Origin of the sequence: Streptomyces sp. NPDC059166 (genome assembly GCF_042755185.1) — a bacterium.
Classification (GTDB): domain Bacteria; phylum Actinomycetota; class Actinomycetes; order Streptomycetales; family Streptomycetaceae; genus Streptomyces.
In genome coordinates this window covers 39,122-57,100 of record NZ_JBHZCI010000009.1, presented here as the reverse complement: position 1 = coordinate 57,100, position 17,979 = coordinate 39,122, and the positions used below count along the sequence as shown (strand labels likewise).

General features: G+C 69.2%; 18 protein-coding genes and 2 pseudogenes. 4 read left to right on the top strand and 16 right to left on the bottom strand.

What is annotated here, in order from left to right:
• Positions 1–115 precede the first annotated feature (115 nt).
• Positions 116–964 carry a 3-hydroxyacyl-CoA dehydrogenase family protein gene (locus ACFXOA_RS09240; protein WP_362665404.1) on the bottom strand — a complete coding sequence of 283 codons (849 nt, stop codon included), beginning with the start codon at positions 962–964 and terminating at the stop codon, positions 116–118.
• 347 nt (positions 965–1,311) lie between these two features.
• On the opposite strand from ACFXOA_RS09240, the gene ACFXOA_RS09235 reads away from it, so the two are divergent.
• Entirely contained in the window at positions 1,312–1,884 is a 573-nt protein-coding gene (locus ACFXOA_RS09235) for a cob(I)yrinic acid a,c-diamide adenosyltransferase (RefSeq protein WP_362542258.1), read from the top strand.
• Between the two features lie 25 nt (positions 1,885–1,909).
• Here ACFXOA_RS09235 and ACFXOA_RS09230 read toward each other — a convergent pair.
• Positions 1,910–2,104, bottom strand: a pseudogene (locus ACFXOA_RS09230) (hypothetical protein); the annotation flags it as partial.
• Here ACFXOA_RS09230 and ACFXOA_RS09225 point away from each other — a divergent pair.
• The 3 genes and pseudogenes from ACFXOA_RS09225 to ACFXOA_RS09215 form a co-directional block, all read left to right on the top strand.
• Positions 2,102–2,296: pseudogene (locus ACFXOA_RS09225) on the top strand (helix-turn-helix transcriptional regulator); the annotation flags it as partial. The pseudogenes ACFXOA_RS09230 and ACFXOA_RS09225 overlap by 3 nt on opposite strands.
• Positions 2,297–2,452: 156 nt before the next feature.
• The gene (locus tag ACFXOA_RS09220) at positions 2,453–4,336 is read left to right on the top strand and encodes a glycosyl hydrolase family 18 protein (RefSeq protein WP_385024264.1); all 1,884 of its coding nucleotides are present in this window, start codon (positions 2,453–2,455) and stop codon (positions 4,334–4,336) included.
• 171 nt (positions 4,337–4,507) lie between these two features.
• Complete coding sequence (locus ACFXOA_RS09215) at positions 4,508–5,089, top strand: 1,4-alpha-glucan branching protein (protein WP_385024262.1); 582 nt, start codon at positions 4,508–4,510, stop codon at positions 5,087–5,089.
• A 69-nt stretch (positions 5,090–5,158) separates the two neighbouring features.
• Here ACFXOA_RS09215 and ACFXOA_RS09210 read toward each other — a convergent pair whose 3' ends face one another.
• The 14 genes from ACFXOA_RS09210 to ACFXOA_RS09145 form a co-directional block, all read right to left on the bottom strand.
• Entirely contained in the window at positions 5,159–5,605 is a 447-nt protein-coding gene (locus tag ACFXOA_RS09210; protein WP_385024260.1) for a DUF2550 domain-containing protein, read from the bottom strand.
• A 130-nt stretch (positions 5,606–5,735) separates the two neighbouring features.
• On the bottom strand, positions 5,736–6,110 hold the full coding sequence (locus ACFXOA_RS09205; protein ID WP_325747706.1) for a F0F1 ATP synthase subunit epsilon: 375 nt from the start codon (positions 6,108–6,110) through the stop codon (positions 5,736–5,738).
• Between the two features lie 109 nt (positions 6,111–6,219).
• Complete coding sequence (gene atpD, locus ACFXOA_RS09200) at positions 6,220–7,662, bottom strand: F0F1 ATP synthase subunit beta (protein WP_385024258.1); 1,443 nt, start codon at positions 7,660–7,662, stop codon at positions 6,220–6,222.
• Complete coding sequence (locus ACFXOA_RS09195) at positions 7,662–8,579, bottom strand: F0F1 ATP synthase subunit gamma (RefSeq protein ID WP_385024256.1); 918 nt, start codon at positions 8,577–8,579, stop codon at positions 7,662–7,664. The genes atpD and ACFXOA_RS09195 overlap by 1 nt, the downstream gene beginning before the upstream one ends.
• A gap of 3 nt (positions 8,580–8,582) precedes the next feature.
• Positions 8,583–10,154: a F0F1 ATP synthase subunit alpha gene (gene atpA, locus ACFXOA_RS09190; RefSeq protein ID WP_385024254.1), complete on the bottom strand. Its 1,572-nt coding sequence runs from the start codon at positions 10,152–10,154 to the stop codon at positions 8,583–8,585.
• Between the two features lie 144 nt (positions 10,155–10,298).
• Positions 10,299–11,114, bottom strand: a complete 816-nt coding sequence (locus ACFXOA_RS09185) for a F0F1 ATP synthase subunit delta (protein WP_385024252.1) — start codon at positions 11,112–11,114, stop codon at positions 10,299–10,301.
• On the bottom strand, positions 11,111–11,656 hold the full coding sequence (locus ACFXOA_RS09180; RefSeq protein ID WP_329232901.1) for a F0F1 ATP synthase subunit B: 546 nt from the start codon (positions 11,654–11,656) through the stop codon (positions 11,111–11,113). The genes ACFXOA_RS09185 and ACFXOA_RS09180 overlap by 4 nt, the downstream gene beginning before the upstream one ends.
• A gap of 42 nt (positions 11,657–11,698) precedes the next feature.
• Positions 11,699–11,944: an ATP synthase F0 subunit C gene (gene atpE, locus ACFXOA_RS09175; RefSeq protein WP_014048348.1), complete on the bottom strand. Its 246-nt coding sequence runs from the start codon at positions 11,942–11,944 to the stop codon at positions 11,699–11,701.
• Between the two features lie 75 nt (positions 11,945–12,019).
• Positions 12,020–12,835 (bottom strand): F0F1 ATP synthase subunit A, encoded by an 816-nt coding sequence (atpB, locus tag ACFXOA_RS09170; RefSeq protein WP_362542292.1) that lies wholly within the window; start codon positions 12,833–12,835, stop codon positions 12,020–12,022.
• A gap of 222 nt (positions 12,836–13,057) precedes the next feature.
• Complete coding sequence (locus ACFXOA_RS09165; protein WP_385024250.1) at positions 13,058–13,495, bottom strand: hypothetical protein; 438 nt, start codon at positions 13,493–13,495, stop codon at positions 13,058–13,060.
• 262 nt (positions 13,496–13,757) lie between these two features.
• Complete coding sequence (locus ACFXOA_RS09160; RefSeq protein WP_385024248.1) at positions 13,758–15,128, bottom strand: MraY family glycosyltransferase; 1,371 nt, start codon at positions 15,126–15,128, stop codon at positions 13,758–13,760.
• Between the two features lie 96 nt (positions 15,129–15,224).
• On the bottom strand, positions 15,225–16,514 hold the full coding sequence (glyA, locus tag ACFXOA_RS09155) for a serine hydroxymethyltransferase (RefSeq protein WP_385024246.1): 1,290 nt from the start codon (positions 16,512–16,514) through the stop codon (positions 15,225–15,227).
• Between the two features lie 142 nt (positions 16,515–16,656).
• Positions 16,657–17,298 carry a protein-tyrosine-phosphatase gene (locus ACFXOA_RS09150; RefSeq protein WP_385024244.1) on the bottom strand — a complete coding sequence of 214 codons (642 nt, stop codon included), beginning with the start codon at positions 17,296–17,298 and terminating at the stop codon, positions 16,657–16,659.
• A complete protein-coding gene (locus tag ACFXOA_RS09145; protein ID WP_385024242.1) occupies positions 17,295–17,942 on the bottom strand; it encodes an L-threonylcarbamoyladenylate synthase in 648 nt (215 codons plus the stop codon). Before ACFXOA_RS09145 ends, ACFXOA_RS09150 begins: the two co-directional genes overlap by 4 nt.
• Positions 17,943–17,979 lie beyond the last annotated feature (37 nt).

Sequence of the window (17,979 nt, the reverse complement as noted above, 5' to 3'; positions counted from 1 at the left end):
TGTGGACGAACCGATACCGAATTCACCCCGAGGGGTGAAGCCGGTGAAGCGGTGTCCACCGGATCCGGGCGCCTGGCGGACGCCGGTCGTGATCAACGGGCGCCGGAGCTCGTGATCAGTAGGTGTAGAAGCCCTGCCCGCTCTTGCGGCCGATGTCACCGGCGTCGACCATCCGGCGCATCAGCTCGGGAGCGGCGAACTTCTCGTCCTGGGACTCGGTGTAGATGTTGCCCGTGGCGTGCAGCAGGATGTCCACCCCGGTCATGTCGGCCGTGGCGAGCGGGCCCATCGCGTGCCCGAAGCCCAGCTTGCACGCGGTGTCGATGTCCTCGGCGGAGGCTACGCCGGACTCGTACAGCTTGGCGGCCTCGACGACCAGCGCGGAGATCAGCCGGGTGGTGACGAAGCCCGCGACGTCCCGGTTGACGACGATGCAGGTCTTGCCGACGGACTCCGCGAACTCCCGGGCGGTGGCGAGGGTTTCGTCGCTGGTCTTGTAGCCGCGGACCAGCTCGCAGAGCTGCATCATCGGGACCGGCGAGAAGAAGTGCACGCCGACGACCCGCTCGGGGCGCTCCGTGACCGCCGCGATCTTGGTGATCGGGATCGCCGAGGTGTTGGAGGCCAGGACGGTGTCCTCCCGCACGACCTTGTCGAGCGTCCGGAAGATCTCGTGCTTGACCTCGAGCTTCTCGAAGACCGCCTCCACGACCACGTCGGCGTCGGCGACGGCGTCCAGGTCGGTGGTGGTGGTGATCCGGGCGAGCGCGGCCTCGGCCTCGGCCGCCTCCAGCTTGCCCTTGGCGACGAACTTCCCGTAACTGGCCTCGATGCCGCCGCGCCCACGCGCCAGAGCCTCGTCGGTGACGTCGCGCAGCACGACGTCCCAGCCGGCCTGGGCGGAGACCTGCGCGATCCCGGACCCCATGAGTCCGGCGCCGATGACGGCGAGCTTCCTGGCCACGATTCGCACCCCTATGCAGTCTTGTACGTTGCATGCTCTCCGGCGGAGATTAGTACCCGTGAGGGGCCGTGAGGCCGTGAAGAGATACGCGTCACGTCTCACATGACGGACATCACACCGGCCGGTGTCACGCGACGGCGCGCCGGGCGTAGTTGAGGACCCGCTCGCCGAGGAGGTCCGCCGTCCCGTCGAGGTCCCGTCGAGCAGCACGAGCGCGCCCCGGGCACACCTGGTCCGGGCGCGGCCCGCCGCCGTCCCCGGCCGCCGGCGGACGCGGCGAGCCGCTCCCCCGTTGACGACCGGCACGCGGGTCGTGCGCCGGGCCGGGGCGTAACTACGCTGACCCCATGGTCAATCTGACGCGCATCTACACACGCACCGGCGACAAGGGCACGACCGCCCTCGGCGACATGAGCCGCACCGCCAAGACCGATCTCCGGATCGCGGCCTACGCCGACACCAACGAGGCCAATGCCGTGATCGGTACGGCTATCGCCCTCGGCAACCTCTCCGAGGACGTGGTGAAGGTCCTCGTCCGGGTGCAGAACGACCTGTTCGACGTCGGCGCGGACCTGGCCACCCCGGTGGTGGAGAACCCGGAGTACCCGCCGCTACGGGTGGAGCAGGGTTACGTCGACAAGCTGGAGGCGGACTGCGACACCTTCCTGGAGGAGTTGGAGAAGCTGCGGAGCTTCATCCTTCCGGGCGGAACCCCGGGCGCGGCACTGCTCCACCAGGCGTGCACGGTGGTACGGCGTGCCGAGCGGTCGACCTGGGCGGCGCTGGAGGCGCACGGCGAGATCATGAACGCGTTGACCGCGACCTACCTCAACCGGCTCTCCGACCTCCTGTTCATCCTGGCCAGGACCGCGAACAAGGAGGTCGGGGACGTGCTGTGGGTGCCGGGCGGCGAGCGCTGATCCACCGGACGCCCCTGGACGGTCCTCAGGAACCCACGGGCTCCTGAGGATCCCGCTTGGGGAAGAGCGTGTGGCTGCCGGCGATGACCAGGTTGATCCCGATCACCCAGAGCATCTTCTGCTGCCACATCTCCAGCGATTCGGTGGCGCCGTCCTCACCGACGTACCAGGCCGCCGCCCGGAGCAGGGCGATGGCGATCACCGCCGCCAGGTTCCAGCGCTGGACGAACTGACGCGCAGGGAGCGCGAGGTGCTGGGCTGCCTGGGGCTGGGGCTGTCCGACGCGGAGATCGCGGTCCGGCTCTCGATGGCCGAGGCGACGGTGAAGACGCACGTCAGCAGGGTGCTGGGGAAGCTCGGGCTGCGCAGCAGGGTGCAAGCGGCGGTGCTGGCACAGGAGTTGGACCTCTGACCGGGGAGCTCGATTCTTTGGTCTGGACCTCTTGACGATTGGTCCAGACCTTCCTAATCTCACCGAACACGCTGCGGTGAGTACGCCATGACAAAGCGGGCTCAGGGCGACGCAGGGTCAGATCCCCGTTTGCCGGACCTCACCCGAGGAGCACCGTTGAGCACTGACAACCCCGTACGCCTCACCCGACTCAGATGGAGACGCGGAGCAGGCGCAGCCACCAGGTCCAGGACGGTCGCGGGTCTCACCGCCCTCCTGCTTCCCCTCGCCGCGATGGTCGGCCTGGCCTCCCCCGCCGAGGCAGCCACCTCCGCCACCGCCACGTACGTGAAGAAGTCCGACTGGGGCAGCGGCTTCGAGGGCCAGTGGACGGTCAAGAACACCGGCACCACCTCGCTCTCCTCCTGGACGATCGAGTGGGACTTCCCCTCCGGTACCGCGGTCGGCTCCGCCTGGGACGCCTCCGTCACCAGCTCGGGCACCCACTGGACGGCCAAGAACCTCGGCTGGAACGGCACGGTGGCCCCCGGCGCCAGCATCAGCTTCGGCTTCAACGGCACCGGCTCGGGTTCCCCCACCGGATGCAAGCTGAACGGCGCCTCCTGTGACGGCGGCCCCACCGTCCCCGGTGACAGCGCGCCGTCCAAGCCCGGCACCCCGACCGCGAGCAACGTGACGGACACCTCCGCGAAGATCAGCTGGAGCGCCGCCACGGACGACAAGGGCATCAAGAACTACGACGTCCTGCGGGACGGTGCCAAGGTCGCGACCGTCACCACGCTGACGTACACCGACACCGGCCTCGCCAAGGGCACGGACTACTCCTACACGGTGCAGGCCCGCGACACCGCCGACCAGACCGGCCCGGTCAGCGCCTCGGTCGCCGTGCGCACCACCGGCACCACCGACCCCGGTCCCGGCACGGGTGACAAGGTCAACCTCGGGTACTTCACCAACTGGGGCGTCTACGGGCGCAACTACCACGTGAAGAACCTGGTCACCTCGGGCTCCGCCTCGAAGATCACGCACATCAACTACGCCTTCGGCAACGTCCAGGGCGGCAAGTGCACCATCGGTGACTCCTACGCCGACTACGACAAGGCCTACACCGCCGACCAGTCGGTCGACGGCGTGGCGGACACGTGGGACCAGCCGCTGCGCGGCAACTTCAACCAGCTGCGCAAGCTGAAGGCCAAGTACCCCCACATCAAGGTGATCTGGTCGTTCGGCGGCTGGACCTGGTCCGGTGGCTTCGGTGCCGCCGCGCAGAACCCGGCCGCGTTCGCCGACTCCTGCTACAAGCTGGTGGAGGACCCCCGCTGGGCCGATGTCTTCGACGGCATCGACATCGACTGGGAGTACCCCAACGCCTGCGGCCTGACCTGTGACACCAGCGGCCCCGCCGCACTGAAGAACCTCGCCTCGGCGCTGCGCACCAAGTTCGGCGCCGGCAACCTGGTCACCGCCGCGATCACCGCGGACGGCTCGAACGGCGGCAAGATCGACGCCGCCGACTACGCCGGCGCCGCGACCAGCTTCGACTGGTACAACGTGATGACGTACGACTTCTTCGGCGCCTGGGAGGCCAAGGGCCCGACCGCCCCGCACTCCCCGCTGACCTCCTACACCGGCATCCCGCAGGAGGGCTTCAACTCCGCGGCCGCCATCGCCAAGCTGAAGGCGAAGGGCGTCCCCGCCAAGAAGCTGCTGCTCGGCATCGGCTTCTACGGCCGCGGCTGGACCGGCGTCACCCAGGCGGCGCCGGGCGGCACCGCCACCGGAGCGGCCCCGGGCACGTACGAGGCGGGCATCGAGGACTACAAGGTCCTCAAGAACAGCTGCCCCGCCACCGGCACCGTCGCCGGCACCGCCTACGCCCACTGCGGCACCAACTGGTGGAGCTACGACACCCCGGCCACCATCGGCTCCAAGATGGCCTGGGCGAACAGCCAGGGCCTCGGCGGCGCCTTCTTCTGGGAGTTCAGCGGTGACACCGCCAACGGTGAGCTCGTGAGCGCGATGGACAGCGGCCTCAACTAGGACGCCCCACCCCCACCGAGCGACAGCACCCCGAGAACGCCGGGGAGACAGGTCCGCCCCCTGTCTCCCCGGTTTTCGTCTGCCCTCGCCCGGATGCCCTCGGGCTTCCTATAGGTTCGGTCGGGGTCCCGTCGGGGGACGGACCAGGGCCCATGCAGAAGGAGCACGCAGATGGCGACCATCCACCGCACCACCCTGGAACCGACCAAGCTCGAGCTGCTCACCGGGTGGCTGCCGGAGCAGAGCTGGTACGAGGGCGGCGGGCAGTCACCCGCACTGGTCCGGGCCGGCGGGTTCCGCCTGGACGACCCCGAGGGCGAGGTCGGGATCGAGTTCATGATCGTGGTGGACACCGGCGGGCAGCGGCCCGTGGCCTATCTGACGCCGCTGAGCTATCGGGGCTCGGAGGCGAAGGACATCCCCGCCGACGCGCTGATCGGCACCTCCGAGCACGGGGTGCTCGGCACCCGGTGGATCTACGACGGCGACCGCGACCCCGTGGTCCGGTCCCAGTTGGAGGCGCTGCTGCGCGGGGAGGCGGAGCCCCAGAAGCAGAGCGAGAGCAACACCCCTGACCCCACCGTCACCGTGCACGGGGCGGGCCCCGGGGAGGTGACGGGCGAGGCGCGGATCACCAGGGTTCTCCGTCAGGAGGACGCCGTCGACAGTCCGGCCCGGAGAGTCGTCACGGGCTGGACCTGGCCGGACGGAACGGCCGTACGGGGCGTGGTCGCCACCTTCGCGGGCGCCTGAGGAACGTTGCAGGCGTCGGCGGGAAAGTGCCTTGCTCCCTCAGACTCCGTCCGGGGGAGAGACCTCTACTCAAGCCACATTGACTCGCTGGCCGGGCGGGGCCGCCTCCAGCCAGGCGAGGAAGCCGGTCAGGGCGTCCTCGCTCATCGCCAGCTCCAGGCGCGTCCCCCGGTGGAGACAGCCGAGCACGACGGAGTCGGACAGGAGCGCCAGCTCCTCCTCGCCCTCGGGCAGCCGGCGGCCGACCACCTCGATGGCGGAGCGCTCAAGCCCGCGGCGCGGGCGGGGAGAGTACGAGAACACCCGGAACCAGTCGACACGGTCACCGCTGTACCGGGCGACCCCGTACACCCAGCCCTTGCCGGAGGGGTCCGGCTCCTGGGGGATGTCCCAGCGCAGGCTGCAGTCGAACGTACCGCCGGAACGCTGGATGAGCCGCCTGCGGAGGCCGAAGACGAAAAGCCCCACCGCGACCAGCACGACGACCAGGCCGCCCACCCACAGAGCGAGGACCATCTTCACCGACCTCCTCGCATCGTCGAGTAACGGACCGAACCGGACTGCACCTGCATCGCCTCAGCCGCGACACGGTCTGGATCTCTCCAGCTCGGGCCGCGGCTGAGTCAAAAACTGCTCGTGGGGACGCTCAGTGCGCCGCCACCGCACGCAGTCGTACGTCCGCGCGGCGCTCGGCGCCCGCGTCCGTCTCCGACTTCGCGCGCTCCAGCGCACGCTCGGCGCGCTGGACGTCGATCTCGTCGGCAAGCTCGGCGATCTCCGCGAGCAGCGACAGCTTGTTGTCCGCGAACGAGATGAAACCGCCGTGCACGGCGGCGACAACGGTCCCGCCGTCGCTCGTACGGATCGTCACGGGGCCCGATTCCAGCACACCCAGAAGCGGCTGGTGACCGGGCATGACGCCGATGTCGCCGGACGTGGTACGCGCGACAACGAGGGTGGCCTCGCCGGACCAGACACTGCGGTCCGCGGCGACCAGCTCGACATGCAGCTCAGCAGCCAAGGGTGGCTCCTCGGGTCACCACCCGGCGGTCGTGCCGGGTGTTGGGTCAATTCTACGGGGCGTGGTGAGGGGGGCGGGACACACCCACCCCCCTCGGTGAGCCGGAGGCTCAGGAGACGCCGAGCTCCTTGGCGTTGGCCTTCAGGTCCTCGATGCCACCGCACATGAAGAACGCCTGCTCGGGGAAGTGGTCGTACTCCCCGTCACAGATCGCGTTGAACGCGGCGATCGACTCGTCGAGCGGGACGTCCGAACCGTCCAGGCCGGTGAACTGCTTGGCGGCGTGGGTGTTCTGCGACAGGAAGCGCTCGACGCGACGGGCACGGTGGACGACGAGCTTGTCCTCCTCGCCCAGCTCGTCGATACCGAGGATCGCGATGATGTCCTGGAGGTCCTTGTACTTCTGCAGGATCCCCTTGACGCGGCTGGCCGCGTCGTAGTGGTCCTGCGCGATGTAACGCGGGTCCAGGATGCGGGACGTGGAGTCCAGCGGGTCCACGGCCGGGTAGATGCCCTTCTCCGAGATCGGACGGGAGAGAACCGTCGTCGCGTCGAGGTGGGCGAACGTGGTGGCCGGGGCCGGGTCGGTCAGGTCGTCCGCGGGGACGTAGATCGCCTGCATCGAGGTGATCGAGTGACCACGCGTCGAGGTGATGCGCTCCTGGAGCACACCCATCTCGTCGGCCAGGGTCGGCTGGTAACCCACCGCGGACGGCATGCGGCCGAGCAGCGTGGAGACCTCGGAACCGGCCTGCGTGAAGCGGAAGATGTTGTCGATGAAGAGCAGCACGTCCTGCTTCTGCACATCGCGGAAGTACTCCGCCATGGTCAGGGCGGACAGCGCGACGCGGAGACGGGTCCCCGGCGGCTCGTCCATCTGGCCGAAGACCAGCGCGGTCTTGTCCAGAACGCCCGAGTCCGTCATCTCGTCGATGAGGTCGTTGCCCTCACGGGTGCGCTCACCGACGCCGGCGAACACCGACACACCGTCGTGCAGCTTCGCCACACGCATGATCATTTCCTGGATGAGGACCGTCTTGCCGACGCCCGCACCACCGAACAGACCGATCTTGCCGCCCTTGACGTACGGGGTCAGCAGGTCGACGACCTTCAGGCCGGTCTCGAACATCTCGGTCTTGGACTCGAGCTGGTCGAAGGACGGGGCCTTGCGGTGGATCGGCCAGCGCTCGGTGATCTGCGACTCGGCCTCGGGCTCGTTCAGGATCTGACCGAGGGTGTTGAACACCTTGCCCTTGGTGACGTCACCGACGGGGACGGTGATGCCCGCGCCCGTGTCGGTCACCGGGGCCTGGCGGACCAGGCCGTCGGTGGGCTGCATCGAGATCGCGCGGACCACGCCGTCACCCAGGTGCTGGGCGACCTCGAGGGTCAGCGTCTTGCGAGCGCCGGCCTCGGCCGGGTCGTCGACCTCGACGTGCAGGGCGTTGTAGATCTCCGGCATCGCGTCGACGGGGAACTCCACGTCGACGACCGGGCCGATGACCCGGGCGACGCGGCCCGTGGCAGCGGCCGTCTCAACTGTCGTCGTCATTACTTGTCACTCCCCGCGGACGCGTCGGCCAGCGCACCTGCACCGCCGACGATCTCGCTGATTTCCTGGGTGATTTCGGCCTGGCGGGCCGCGTTGGCAAGCCGGGAGAGGCTCTTGATCAGGTCCCCGGCGTTGTCGGTCGCCGACTTCATCGCGCGGCGGCGGGCAGCGTGCTCGGAAGCGGCTGCCTGCAGCAGTGCGTTGTAGATACGGCTCTCGACGTAGCGCGGCAGAAGGGCGTCGAGGACGTCCTCCGCCGACGGCTCGAACTCGAACAGCGGAAGGATCTCGCCCTTCTCGGTGCTCGTCTCCTCAGCCTTGTCGAGCGACAGCGGAAGCATCCGGCCGTCGACCGCGTTCTGCGTCATCATCGACACGAATTCCGTGAAGACGATGTGCAGTTCGTCGACGCCGCCCTCGGCCGTGTCCTTCTGGATGGACTCGATGAGGGGCTCGGCGATCTTCTTGGCATCCGAGTACTCGGGGCTGTCGGTGAAGCCGGTCCACGACCCCGAGACCTTGCGCTCGCGGAAGCCGTAGTACGCGACACCCTTGCGGCCGACGATGTACGTGTCGACCTCCTTGCCCTCGGCCGCCAGCCGCTCCCTCAGCCGCTCCGCCGCCTTGATGGCGTTGGAGGAGTAGCCGCCGGCCAGACCGCGGTCGCTCGTGAGGAGCAGGACCGCCGCCCGGGCCGGGGACTCGGCCTCGGTGGTGAGCGGATGGTTGGTGTTCGAGCCGGTCGCGACCGCGGTCACCGCACGGGTGAGCTCGGTCGCGTACGGCATCGACGCCGCCACCTTGCGCTGCGCCTTGACGATGCGCGAGGCGGCGATCATCTCCATCGCCTTGGTGATCTTCTTGGTCGCGGTGACGGCTTGGATGCGGCGCTTGTAAACGCGAAGCTGAGCGCCCATCGATCAGCCCTCGCCCAGGAGCTTGCCGTCCGAGGTCTCGAACTGCTGCTTGAAGGCGGCGATCGCGTCGGCGACCGACTGCAGCGTGTCGTCGGACATCTTGCCGCCCTCGGCGATGCTGGTCAGGAGGTCCTTGCGCTCGCGGCGCAGGTACTCCAGCAGCTCGGTCTCGAAGCGGCGGATGTCCTCGACCGGGACGTCGTCCATCTTGCCCGTGGTGCCGGCCCAGACGGAGACGACCTGCTCCTCCATCGGGAACGGGGCGTACTGGGACTGCTTGAGCAGCTCGACCATGCGCTTACCGCGCTCCAGCGAGGCCTTGGAGGCCGCGTCCAGGTCGGAACCGAAGGCGGCGAACGCCTCCAGCTCGCGGTACTGGGCGAGGTCCACACGGAGCCGGCCGGAGACCTGCTTCATGGCCTTGTGCTGGGCGGAGCCACCGACTCGGGAGACCGAGATACCGACGTTGAGCGCCGGACGCTGACCCGCGTTGAACAGGTCGGACTCCAGGAAGCACTGGCCGTCGGTGATGGAGATGACGTTGGTCGGGATGAACGCCGACACGTCGTTCGCCTTGGTCTCGACGATCGGGAGGCCCGTCATCGAACCGGCGCCCATGTCGTCGGAGAGCTTGGCGCAGCGCTCCAGCAGACGCGAGTGCAGGTAGAAGACGTCGCCCGGGTAGGCCTCACGGCCCGGCGGGCGGCGCAGCAGAAGCGACACGGCGCGGTAGGCGTCGGCCTGCTTCGAGAGGTCGTCGAAGATGATGAGGACGTGCTTGCCGTCGTACATCCAGTGCTGGCCGATGGCCGAACCGGTGTACGGCGCCAGGTACTTGAAGCCGGCCGGGTCGGACGCCGGGGCGGCGACGATGGTCGTGTACTCGAGCGCGCCGGCCTCTTCGAGGGCACCGCGCACGGAGGCGATGGTGGAGCCCTTCTGACCGATGGCGACGTAGATGCAGCGCACCTGCTTGTTCACGTCGCCCGAGCGCCAGTTGTCGCGCTGGTTGATGATCGTGTCGACGGCCAGAGCGGTCTTACCCGTCTGACGGTCGCCGATGATCAGCTGACGCTGGCCACGGCCGATCGGCACCATCGCGTCGACTGCCTTGTAGCCGGTCTGCATCGGCTCGTGGACCGACTTGCGGACCATGACGCCGGGTGCCTGCAGCTCGAGGGCGCGACGGCCTTCGGTCGCGATCTCGCCGAGACCGTCGATCGGGTTGCCGAGCGGGTCGACGACACGGCCGAGGTAACCCTCGCCGACGCCGACGGAGAGCACCTCACCGGTGCGCTGCACCGGCTGGCCCTCCTCGATTCCGCTGAACTCGCCGAGGACGATCGCACCGATCTCGCGCTCCTCGAGGTTGAGGGCGAGACCGAGGGTGCCGTCCTCGAACTTCAGCAGCTCGTTCGCCTGGGCGGAGGGCAGGCCCTCCACCTTCGCGATGCCGTCGCCGGCAACGCTGACCGTCCCGACCTCCTCGCGCGAGGCCGCGTCCGGCTGGTACGACTGGACAAAGTTATCCAGTGCGTCCCGGATCTCCTCCGGCCGGATCGTAAGCTCCGCCATCTGGGGTTCCCTGCTCTCCTTGTTGGGCCCGAAGTTTCTCAAAGGGGTCTGGGGGCGACCCCCAGGAATCTTCTGCAATTTCTGCACGGCCCAACCGGGCCGCTGTTCTTGCTCGTTCAGTTGGTGCTGTGGCGCTGCGCGCTGTCAGCCGGCCATCCTGCGGGTGACCTCTTCGAGGCGCTCCGCGATCGTGCCGTTGATGACCTCGTCACCGACGCGCACCGAGATCCCGCCGAGGACCTCGGGGTCCACGTCCAGGTTCAGGTGCATCTGCCGGCCGTAGATCTTCGCCAGGGCGGCACCGAGGCGCTGCTTCTGGCGATCGGACAGCGGAACCGCCGAGGTGACGACGGCGACCGTGCGGTCCCGGCGCTCCGCGGCGAGCCCGGACAGGGACTCGAGTCCCGCTTCCAGGCTACGTCCTCGGGGGTGCGTCACGAGGCGCGTGATCACACGCTCCGTGACGGGCTGCGCCTTGCCGGCGAGCAGGCTGCGGAGCAGCTCGCCCTTGGCGGAGGCGGTGGCCCTGCGGTCGGTCAGCGCGGAGCGCAGCGCGACGTCGGAGCCGAGGATCCGGCTGAACCGGAACAGCTCGTCCTCGACGTCGTCGAGCGCACCGGCGCGCTGGGCCGCGGTGAGGTCGGCGATGTTCGCCAGCTCCTCGACCGAGTCCACCAGGTCACGCGACTGCGACCAACGGGAGCGGACCATGCCGGAGACCAGGTCCACGGCTTCGCCGCCCACCTGGCCGCGCAGCAGCCGTCCCGCCAGCTCGGCCTTGGCCTCGCCGCCCTGCGACGGGTCGGTGAGGACCCGGCGCAGCGATACCTCGCGGTGGAGCAGCGCGGTGACGGCTGCCAGCTCGTCGGCGAGCTTCGCCGCGTCGACCGACGTGGAGTCGGTCAGTGCGTCGAGGCGCTCGCGTGCGGCGGCCAGCGCCTCGCGGCTCGCTCCATTCATCGGACGGCCTCGGCCTTCGCCTCGAGCTCGTCGAGGAAACGGTCGACGGTGCCGCTCTGCCGGGCGTGGTCCTCGAGGGACTCGCCGACGAGCTTGCCGGCCAGGGCGGTGGCGAGGGAGCCCACGTCCTGACGCAGCGCGGACGCCGCGGCCTTGCGGTCGGCCTCGATCTGCGCGTGGCCGGCAGCGATGATCTCCTCGCGCTGCCGCTGACCTTCCGCCCTCATCTCCTGGATGATGACGGCGCCCTGCTCCTGCGCCTCCTGGCGCAGACGGGCGGCCTCGTGGCGGGCCTCGGCGAGCTGAGCCTTGTACTGCTCAAGCACGCTCTGGGCCTCGGTCTGGGCCGCATCGGCCTTCTCGATACCGCCTTCGATGGCCTCGCGGCGCTCTTCCAGAACCTTGTTGATGTTCGGGAGGAGCTTCTTGGCGAGGAAACCGAAGACGATGGCGAAGGCGATGAGGCCGATGATGATCTCAGGCACCGCCGGGAGCAGCGGGTTCTGAATCTCTTCCTCGGACGCCAGCAAAAGGGCGTTCACATCAATGCCTTTCGTCGCTTCGGGCAGTCTGGGTGCCGCGAATTAGTCGACCGGGTAGACGAAGGGCATGACGAGACCGATCAGGGCGAGCGCCTCACAGAGAACGAAGCCGAGGATCTGGTTCGAGCGGATCAGGCCGGCGGCCTCGGGCTGGCGGGCCAGGGCCTGGGTGCCGTTACCGAAGATGATGCCGACGCCGACGCCGGGGCCGATCGCGGCGAGGCCGTAGCCGATGGAACCGAGGTTGCCCGTGATGTTGACGGCGGCGAGGGTCTCAAGAGCGGACATGCCGTTTCTTCCTTCTCTTTCAGAACCGGTGGGGGTTGGCCACCGGACGACTATCGGGGGTGGAGCTGAGCCGGATCAGTGGTGCTCGGCGAGAGCGCCCTGAATGTAGTTGCAGGCCAGCAGTACGAAGACGTAGGCCTGCAGCGCCTGGATGAACAGCTCGAAAGCGGTCATCAGGATGGTCATCACGAACGAGACACCGGCGTAGGCGATGCCGATGCCGTTCAGCAGGTACCAGCTGGCGATCGTGAAGATCAGCAGCAGCACGTGGCCCGCGAACATGTTGGCGAAGAGTCGCACGGCGTGCGTGAACGGCCGGATCAGCAGGTTCGACATGATCTCGATGAGCATGACGAAGGGAAGAGCCGGGCCGATCGACGGGTCGTAGCCGGAGATGTTCTTCCAGCCGCCGACGAAGCCGTGGCGCTTGAAGGTCAGGCTGACCCAGAGGATGTACACGATCGCGGCCAGCGCCACCGGGAACCCGATGACCGAGACCACCGGGAACTGGGCGAACGGGATGATCGCCCAGAGGTTCATGATCCAGATGAAGAAGAACAGCGAGACCATGAGGGGCACGTACTTCTTGCCCTCGCGCTTGCCGAGGGTCTCGTACACCACACCGGTGCGGATGAAGTCGTAGCCCGCCTCGGCGACCATCTGGAGCTTCCCGGGCACCACCTTCGGCTTGTTGAAGGCGGCCCAGAAGAAGCCGACGACGACAACGGTGCTCAGGACCGCCAGCAGCATCGGCTTGTTGAACTCGATGCCGCCGACGGTGAACATCGGCTCGAAAACAAAGGAGTGCAGGCCAGGAGCCGGGAAGCCGCATCCGTCGAAGATGTGGCAGTCGGTCTCGAAGGCGAGCACCGTCGTCGGGTCAGCACTCACCGCGGGCTCCTTCAGCGTGGCGCATAGGTACGGCAACCTCGTTGTGTCGGCGCGGCAAGCAGCCGCTGGTCGGCACTGGACTGGTGTTACGGATGGGGGGCGGCTCAGGCATTACGCCTCGCGATGAAGCAGGCGCCGATTTTGATGCCCGCGCCCGCAGTGCCGCAGTTGGCACCGGACGATAGCAGGGTCTCGAACGCTCGCTTATCCCGGCCCTACCCCTCACGTCGAAGACCCCGTGTTCTCGGGCGTCTTGCCCGCGGACGAGTCCGGCTCGACGTAGAGGATCTTGGTCTTCATGTGCACGCGGATCTGGGCCGCGACCCAGGCGAGCGTCGCCGCGATCAGCGAGGCGGCGAAGGCCCTCGGGTTGAACAGCGTCGTGTGCTGGAACGCGGCGACGAAGACGAAGAGCAGCAGCAGTTCGACCGTGTAGAGCACCAGCCCCATGGCCTGGAACAGGTGCGGCAACGACTTCGCCGTGCGCTGCAGGACGCCGAGCCCGATCCCCATGAAGAGGATCACCACCAGGGTCCCGACCGCAGCGCCGATCGCTCCCTTGCCGCCCGCGAGTGCGGCGCTGACGGCGACGGCGATGACACCGACGGCGGCAGTGGGCACGGCGGTGTGGAGGAGAGTCCGGGCGTCGTTGGACGGCATGGCGGTTGCTCCGCGTGGCAGGGGGTGGTCAGTGGTCGTCAGGGACGAGCGTAGGCCCGGTCCGAGCCGATGCTTCAGGCCGGAGGACCGCGCTACTCAGATCCTTCGGCTCCCTCACCGGGCTTCGTGAACGGTATCACAAACTATTTGATGAGGTCTTTACTCAGAAAGTGTGCCAGCTGTCACACATGAGGGCTAACCCGCGCGTGTGTGCAGAACATCACGGCACATTGTCTGCTATGGGGATGTCTGCTCCCGCTGGTCAGCGCGTCGAGTCGGCACGGTCCCGGCCGCCGAAACGCGAACGGGGGCCGATCGCTGTCGCTCCGTTGACGCCGGAGACGCCGACGGACACCGGGGCCCGGTCGGCCGTGGGCGGGACCATCTGCGGTTCCGCGGGGCCCTGTTGGCCTGCCGGGGAGGACGCGCCGTCCGGGGCGGACTCCTCCTCGTGCTCCGCCCGGGGCCGCCGGCGGTAGCGAGGCGGCACGAACGCCTCGGCCCAGTGCGGGGCGCGTGGGGTGAAGCGCGGCATGAGCAGCAGGACCAGCCCGACGGCGCTGAGTCCGACGATCACGAGCACGATCCACAGCGACGCGGAGTGCACGGAGTACCCCACGGCACCGAACGCGATCAGCGCGGACCAGAAGTACATGATCAGCACGGATCTGCTGTGCGAGTGCCCGATCTCCAGTAGCCGGTGGTGCAGGTGGCCCCGGTCGGCGGCGAAGGGCGACTGGCCGTTCCAGGTACGTCGCACGATGGCGAGCACCAGGTCGGCGGCGGGGATCGCGATGATCGTCAGCGGCAGCAGCAGCGGGATGAAGACCGGGAGCATCGCGTGGGTCGCCCCGCGCTCACCGCCCTCGAAGAGCTTCATGTTGTCGGGGTCCACCTGGCCGGTCACCGAGATCGCGCCCGCCGCCAGCACCAGCCCGATCAGCATCGACCCGGAGTCGCCCATGAAGATCCGCGCGGGATGCATGTTGTGCGGCAGGAAGCCGAGACACATGCCCATCAGGATCGCCGCGAACAGGGTCGCGGGGGCGGCCGCCTCGATGCCGTACCCGTACCAGAGGCGGTAGGTGTACAGGAAGAACGCGGCGGACGCGATGCAGACCATGCCGGCCGCGAGGCCGTCGAGTCCGTCGACGAAGTTGACCGCGTTGATGGTGATCACGACCAGCGCGACCGTGAGCAGCGTGCCCTGCCACTGGGTGAGCGCGACGGTACCGACACCGGGGATGGGCAGCCACAGGATCGTCAGACCCTGGATGACCATCACGGCGGCGGCGATCATCTGCCCGCCGAGCTTGATCAGGGCGTCGATCTCGAACTTGTCGTCGAGGACGCCGATCAGCCAGATCAGCGCGGCGCCGGAGAGCAGCGCCCTCGGTTCGTTGGAGAGTTCGAACACGCTGTTCAGGTTGAACAGGTGGTCCGCGACGACGAGTCCCGCGCACAGTCCGCCGAACATGGCGATGCCACCGAGCCGCGGAGTCGGTTCCCGGTGCACGTCACGCGCGCGGATCGCGGGCATCGCCCCTACCGCGATGGCGAACTTCCGCACCGGTCCGGTCAGCAGATAGGTCACTGCGGCCGTGACACAGAGCGTCAGCAGGTAATCACGCACGGGCTGCCCCACAGATCTCGCCGGCCATCTCAGCCCCACACCCTAGTCTCATGAGCAAGGACACCGAGCCACGGGTGATGGTTCCACGGGGTTCGCCTACCCCGGATACGGCGGATTTCGCCGCGCCGTCTCCCGCACCTCGGCCCGCAGCCGGCCCGGGTCGCCGTCCTCGCGGACGGCCGCTCCGATCAGCGACGCGATGCGCGCCATGTCGTCCTCGTCCATCCCCTGGGTGGTGACCGCCGCGGTGCCGAGCCTGAGGCCGCGCGCGTCCCCGTACGGCAGGGCGCACGTGTCGAGGACCACTCCGGCGGCCGCCAGCCGTTCCCTGGCGGTGCGCGCCTCGACGCCCAGGGGGGCGGGGTCGGCGACGATGATGTGGGTGTCGGTGCCACCCGTGGTGATCTCGAAGCCCTCGGACTCCAGGGCGGCCGCCAGGACGCGGGCGTGGGCGACGACCCGGTGGGCGTAGAGCGCGAACGGGGGCGTCGCCGCCTCTCCGAACGCCACAGCCTTCGCGGCCACCGTGTGCATCTGGGCGCCGCCCTGGGTGAACGGGAACACCGCGCGGTCGATCCGCTCCGCCAGCCCGGCGCCGCAGAGGATCATCCCGCCGCGCGGCCCGCGCAGGACCTTGTGCGTGGTGGCGCACACCACGTCGGCGTACGGAACCGGGCTGGGCGCCGCTCCCCCGGCGATCAGCCCCATCGGATGCGCCGCGTCCACGATCAGATAGGCGCCCGCCTCGTCGGCGATGTCCCGGAAACGCTCGTAGTCGGGGTGGCGCGGGTACGAGATGGAGCCGCAGACGATCGCCTTGGGCCGCCTGGCCCTGGCCAGGGCGCGCACCTGCGCGTAGTCGATGAGCCCGCTGTCCGGGTCCACGCCGTAGCCGGCGAACTCGAACCAGCGTCCGGAGAAGTTCCCCGGGGCGCCGTGGGTGAGATGCCCGCCGTACGGCAGCCCCATCGCCAGCACCGTGTCTCCGGGCCGCAGCAGCGCGGCGTAGGCGGCGAGGACGGCTGAGGATCCCGAGTGCGGCTGGACGTTGGCGTGCTCGGCGCCGAAGAGCGTGGTGGCCCGGTCGACCGCGAGCCGCTCCACGGCGTCGGCCTGTTCGCAGCCGCCGTGGTGGCGGGCTCCGGGATAGCCCTCGGCGTACTTGTTGGCGAGCGGGGAGCCGAGCGCGGCCAGGACCGCGGGTGAGGTGAAGTTCTCGGCGGCGACGAGCTGCAGGGTGTCCCCCTGCCGGTCCGCCTCGGCCAGCAGGATGCCGCCGACCTCCGGATCCTGGCGGAGCAGGCTGTCGAAGTCCTGCGGCGTGCCCCGGCCGGGTGCGGGGTGCGACGGCGCGGGTACGGGTGCGGCTGGAATGGTGACCGGCATCTGACGGCTCCGGGCCTGGAGAAGGGGGTGCTGCGTGGCGTCAGATCCAATGTAGGCCCGCCCAGGACGGCCTGCCCGCTGCCGGACGGCCCTCTACGCCGGTCGGCGCACCCGGGGGCGCGGGACGCCCGTGAGGGGCCGTTCAGTGCGGGGCGCTCACCCCGGTCAGCGCCGTCACGACCGGATCGAGCGCCTGGCTGATCTCGTCGCCGACGGAGCGGAAGAACGTGATCGGGGCGCCGTACGGGTCGTAGACCTCGTCCGCCTCCGCGGTGGGTGCCAGGAGCCATCCGCGCAGCGCGGCCGCCGCGCGCACCAGTGCGCGGGCACGCTCGACGACGCCCTCCTCGCGGGCGTCGGGCAGGGTCGCGGGGTCTATGGCCCGCACCAGCCGGGTGAACTCCTTGAGCGTGAAGGTACGCAGTCCCGCCGAGTGGCCCATGGAGATCACCTGGGCACGGTGGTCGCGGGTCGCGGTGAGCACCAGGTCGGCGCGGATGACGTGCTCGTCGAGGAGTTCACGGCCGACGAACCCGGTGGCGTCGGCCCCGAAGTCGGCGAGGACGACCTCGGCGTTCGCCTCCATGGGGGCGCCCTCGTGTCCCCAGGTCCCCGCGCTCTCCACGATGAGGCCGCCGCTCAGCGGGTCGCCGAGGCGGTCCACGAGGGCATGGCGGGTCAGCCGCTCGGTGATGGGCGAGCGGCAGACGTTGCCGGTGCTGACGTGGAGGATGCGGAAGGTGTCGTACTGCCCCGCTATGCCACGCCCCTCAGGGGCGGTCAATTGGCCACCTCGAGGTCGGGTACCACCTTGCGGAGCTCCTCGACCGAGAGGGAACCGGCACGGAGCAGCACCGGGGTCTTCCCGGTGACGTCGACGATCGAGGACGGCACGATCCCGGGGGTGGGTCCGCCGTCGAGGTAGACGGAGACGCTGTCGCCGAGCATCCCCTGCGCGGCGTCGCAGTCCTCGGGTGAGGGGTGTCCGGTGAGGTTGGCGCTGGAGACGGCCATCGGGCCGACCTCGGTGAGCAGTTCGATGGCCACCGGGTGCAGGGGCATCCGTACGGCGACGGTGCCCCGGGTGTCGCCGAGGTCCCACTGCAGCGACGGCTGGTGGCGGGCGACGAGGGTGAGCCCGCCGGGCCAGAACGCGTCGACGAGCTCCCACGCCTGCTCGGAGAAGTCGGTGACGAGTCCGTGCAGGGTGTTCGGGGAGCCGATCAGGACGGGGGACGGCATGTTGCGGCCGCGTCCCTTCGCGTCGAGCAGGTCACCGACGGCCTCCGAGCTGAAGGCGTCGGCGCCGATCCCGTAGACGGTGTCGGTGGGGAGCACGACGAGTTCGCCGCGGCGGACTGCGGACGCGGCTTCACGCAGGCCGGTCGTACGGTCGGTCGCGTCGTTGCAGTCGTATCGCCGTGCCATCAGCCGGCCTCCTCGGACATGTACATGTGGGGCGGGT

Coding starts and splice junctions, on each gene's coding strand:
- atpA (WP_385024254.1), bottom strand. CDS start 10,154: ATGGCGGAGCTTACGATCCGGCCGGAGGAGATCCGGGACGCACTGGAT.
- atpD (WP_385024258.1), bottom strand. CDS start 7,662: ATGACGACGACAGTTGAGACGGCCGCTGCCACGGGCCGCGTCGCCCGG.
- atpE (WP_014048348.1), bottom strand. CDS start 11,944: ATGTCCGCTCTTGAGACCCTCGCCGCCGTCAACATCACGGGCAACCTC.
- glyA (WP_385024246.1), bottom strand. CDS start 16,514: ATGCCGGTCACCATTCCAGCCGCACCCGTACCCGCGCCGTCGCACCCC.
- ACFXOA_RS09195 (WP_385024256.1), bottom strand. CDS start 8,579: ATGGGCGCTCAGCTTCGCGTTTACAAGCGCCGCATCCAAGCCGTCACC.
- ACFXOA_RS09185 (WP_385024252.1), bottom strand. CDS start 11,114: ATGAATGGAGCGAGCCGCGAGGCGCTGGCCGCCGCACGCGAGCGCCTC.
- ACFXOA_RS09165 (WP_385024250.1), bottom strand. CDS start 13,495: ATGCCGTCCAACGACGCCCGGACTCTCCTCCACACCGCCGTGCCCACT.
- ACFXOA_RS09210 (WP_385024260.1), bottom strand. CDS start 5,605: ATGGTCCTCGCTCTGTGGGTGGGCGGCCTGGTCGTCGTGCTGGTCGCG.
- ACFXOA_RS09145 (WP_385024242.1), bottom strand. CDS start 17,942: ATGGCACGGCGATACGACTGCAACGACGCGACCGACCGTACGACCGGC.
- ACFXOA_RS09215 (WP_385024262.1), top strand. CDS start 4,508: ATGGCGACCATCCACCGCACCACCCTGGAACCGACCAAGCTCGAGCTG.
- ACFXOA_RS09235 (WP_362542258.1), top strand. CDS start 1,312: ATGGTCAATCTGACGCGCATCTACACACGCACCGGCGACAAGGGCACG.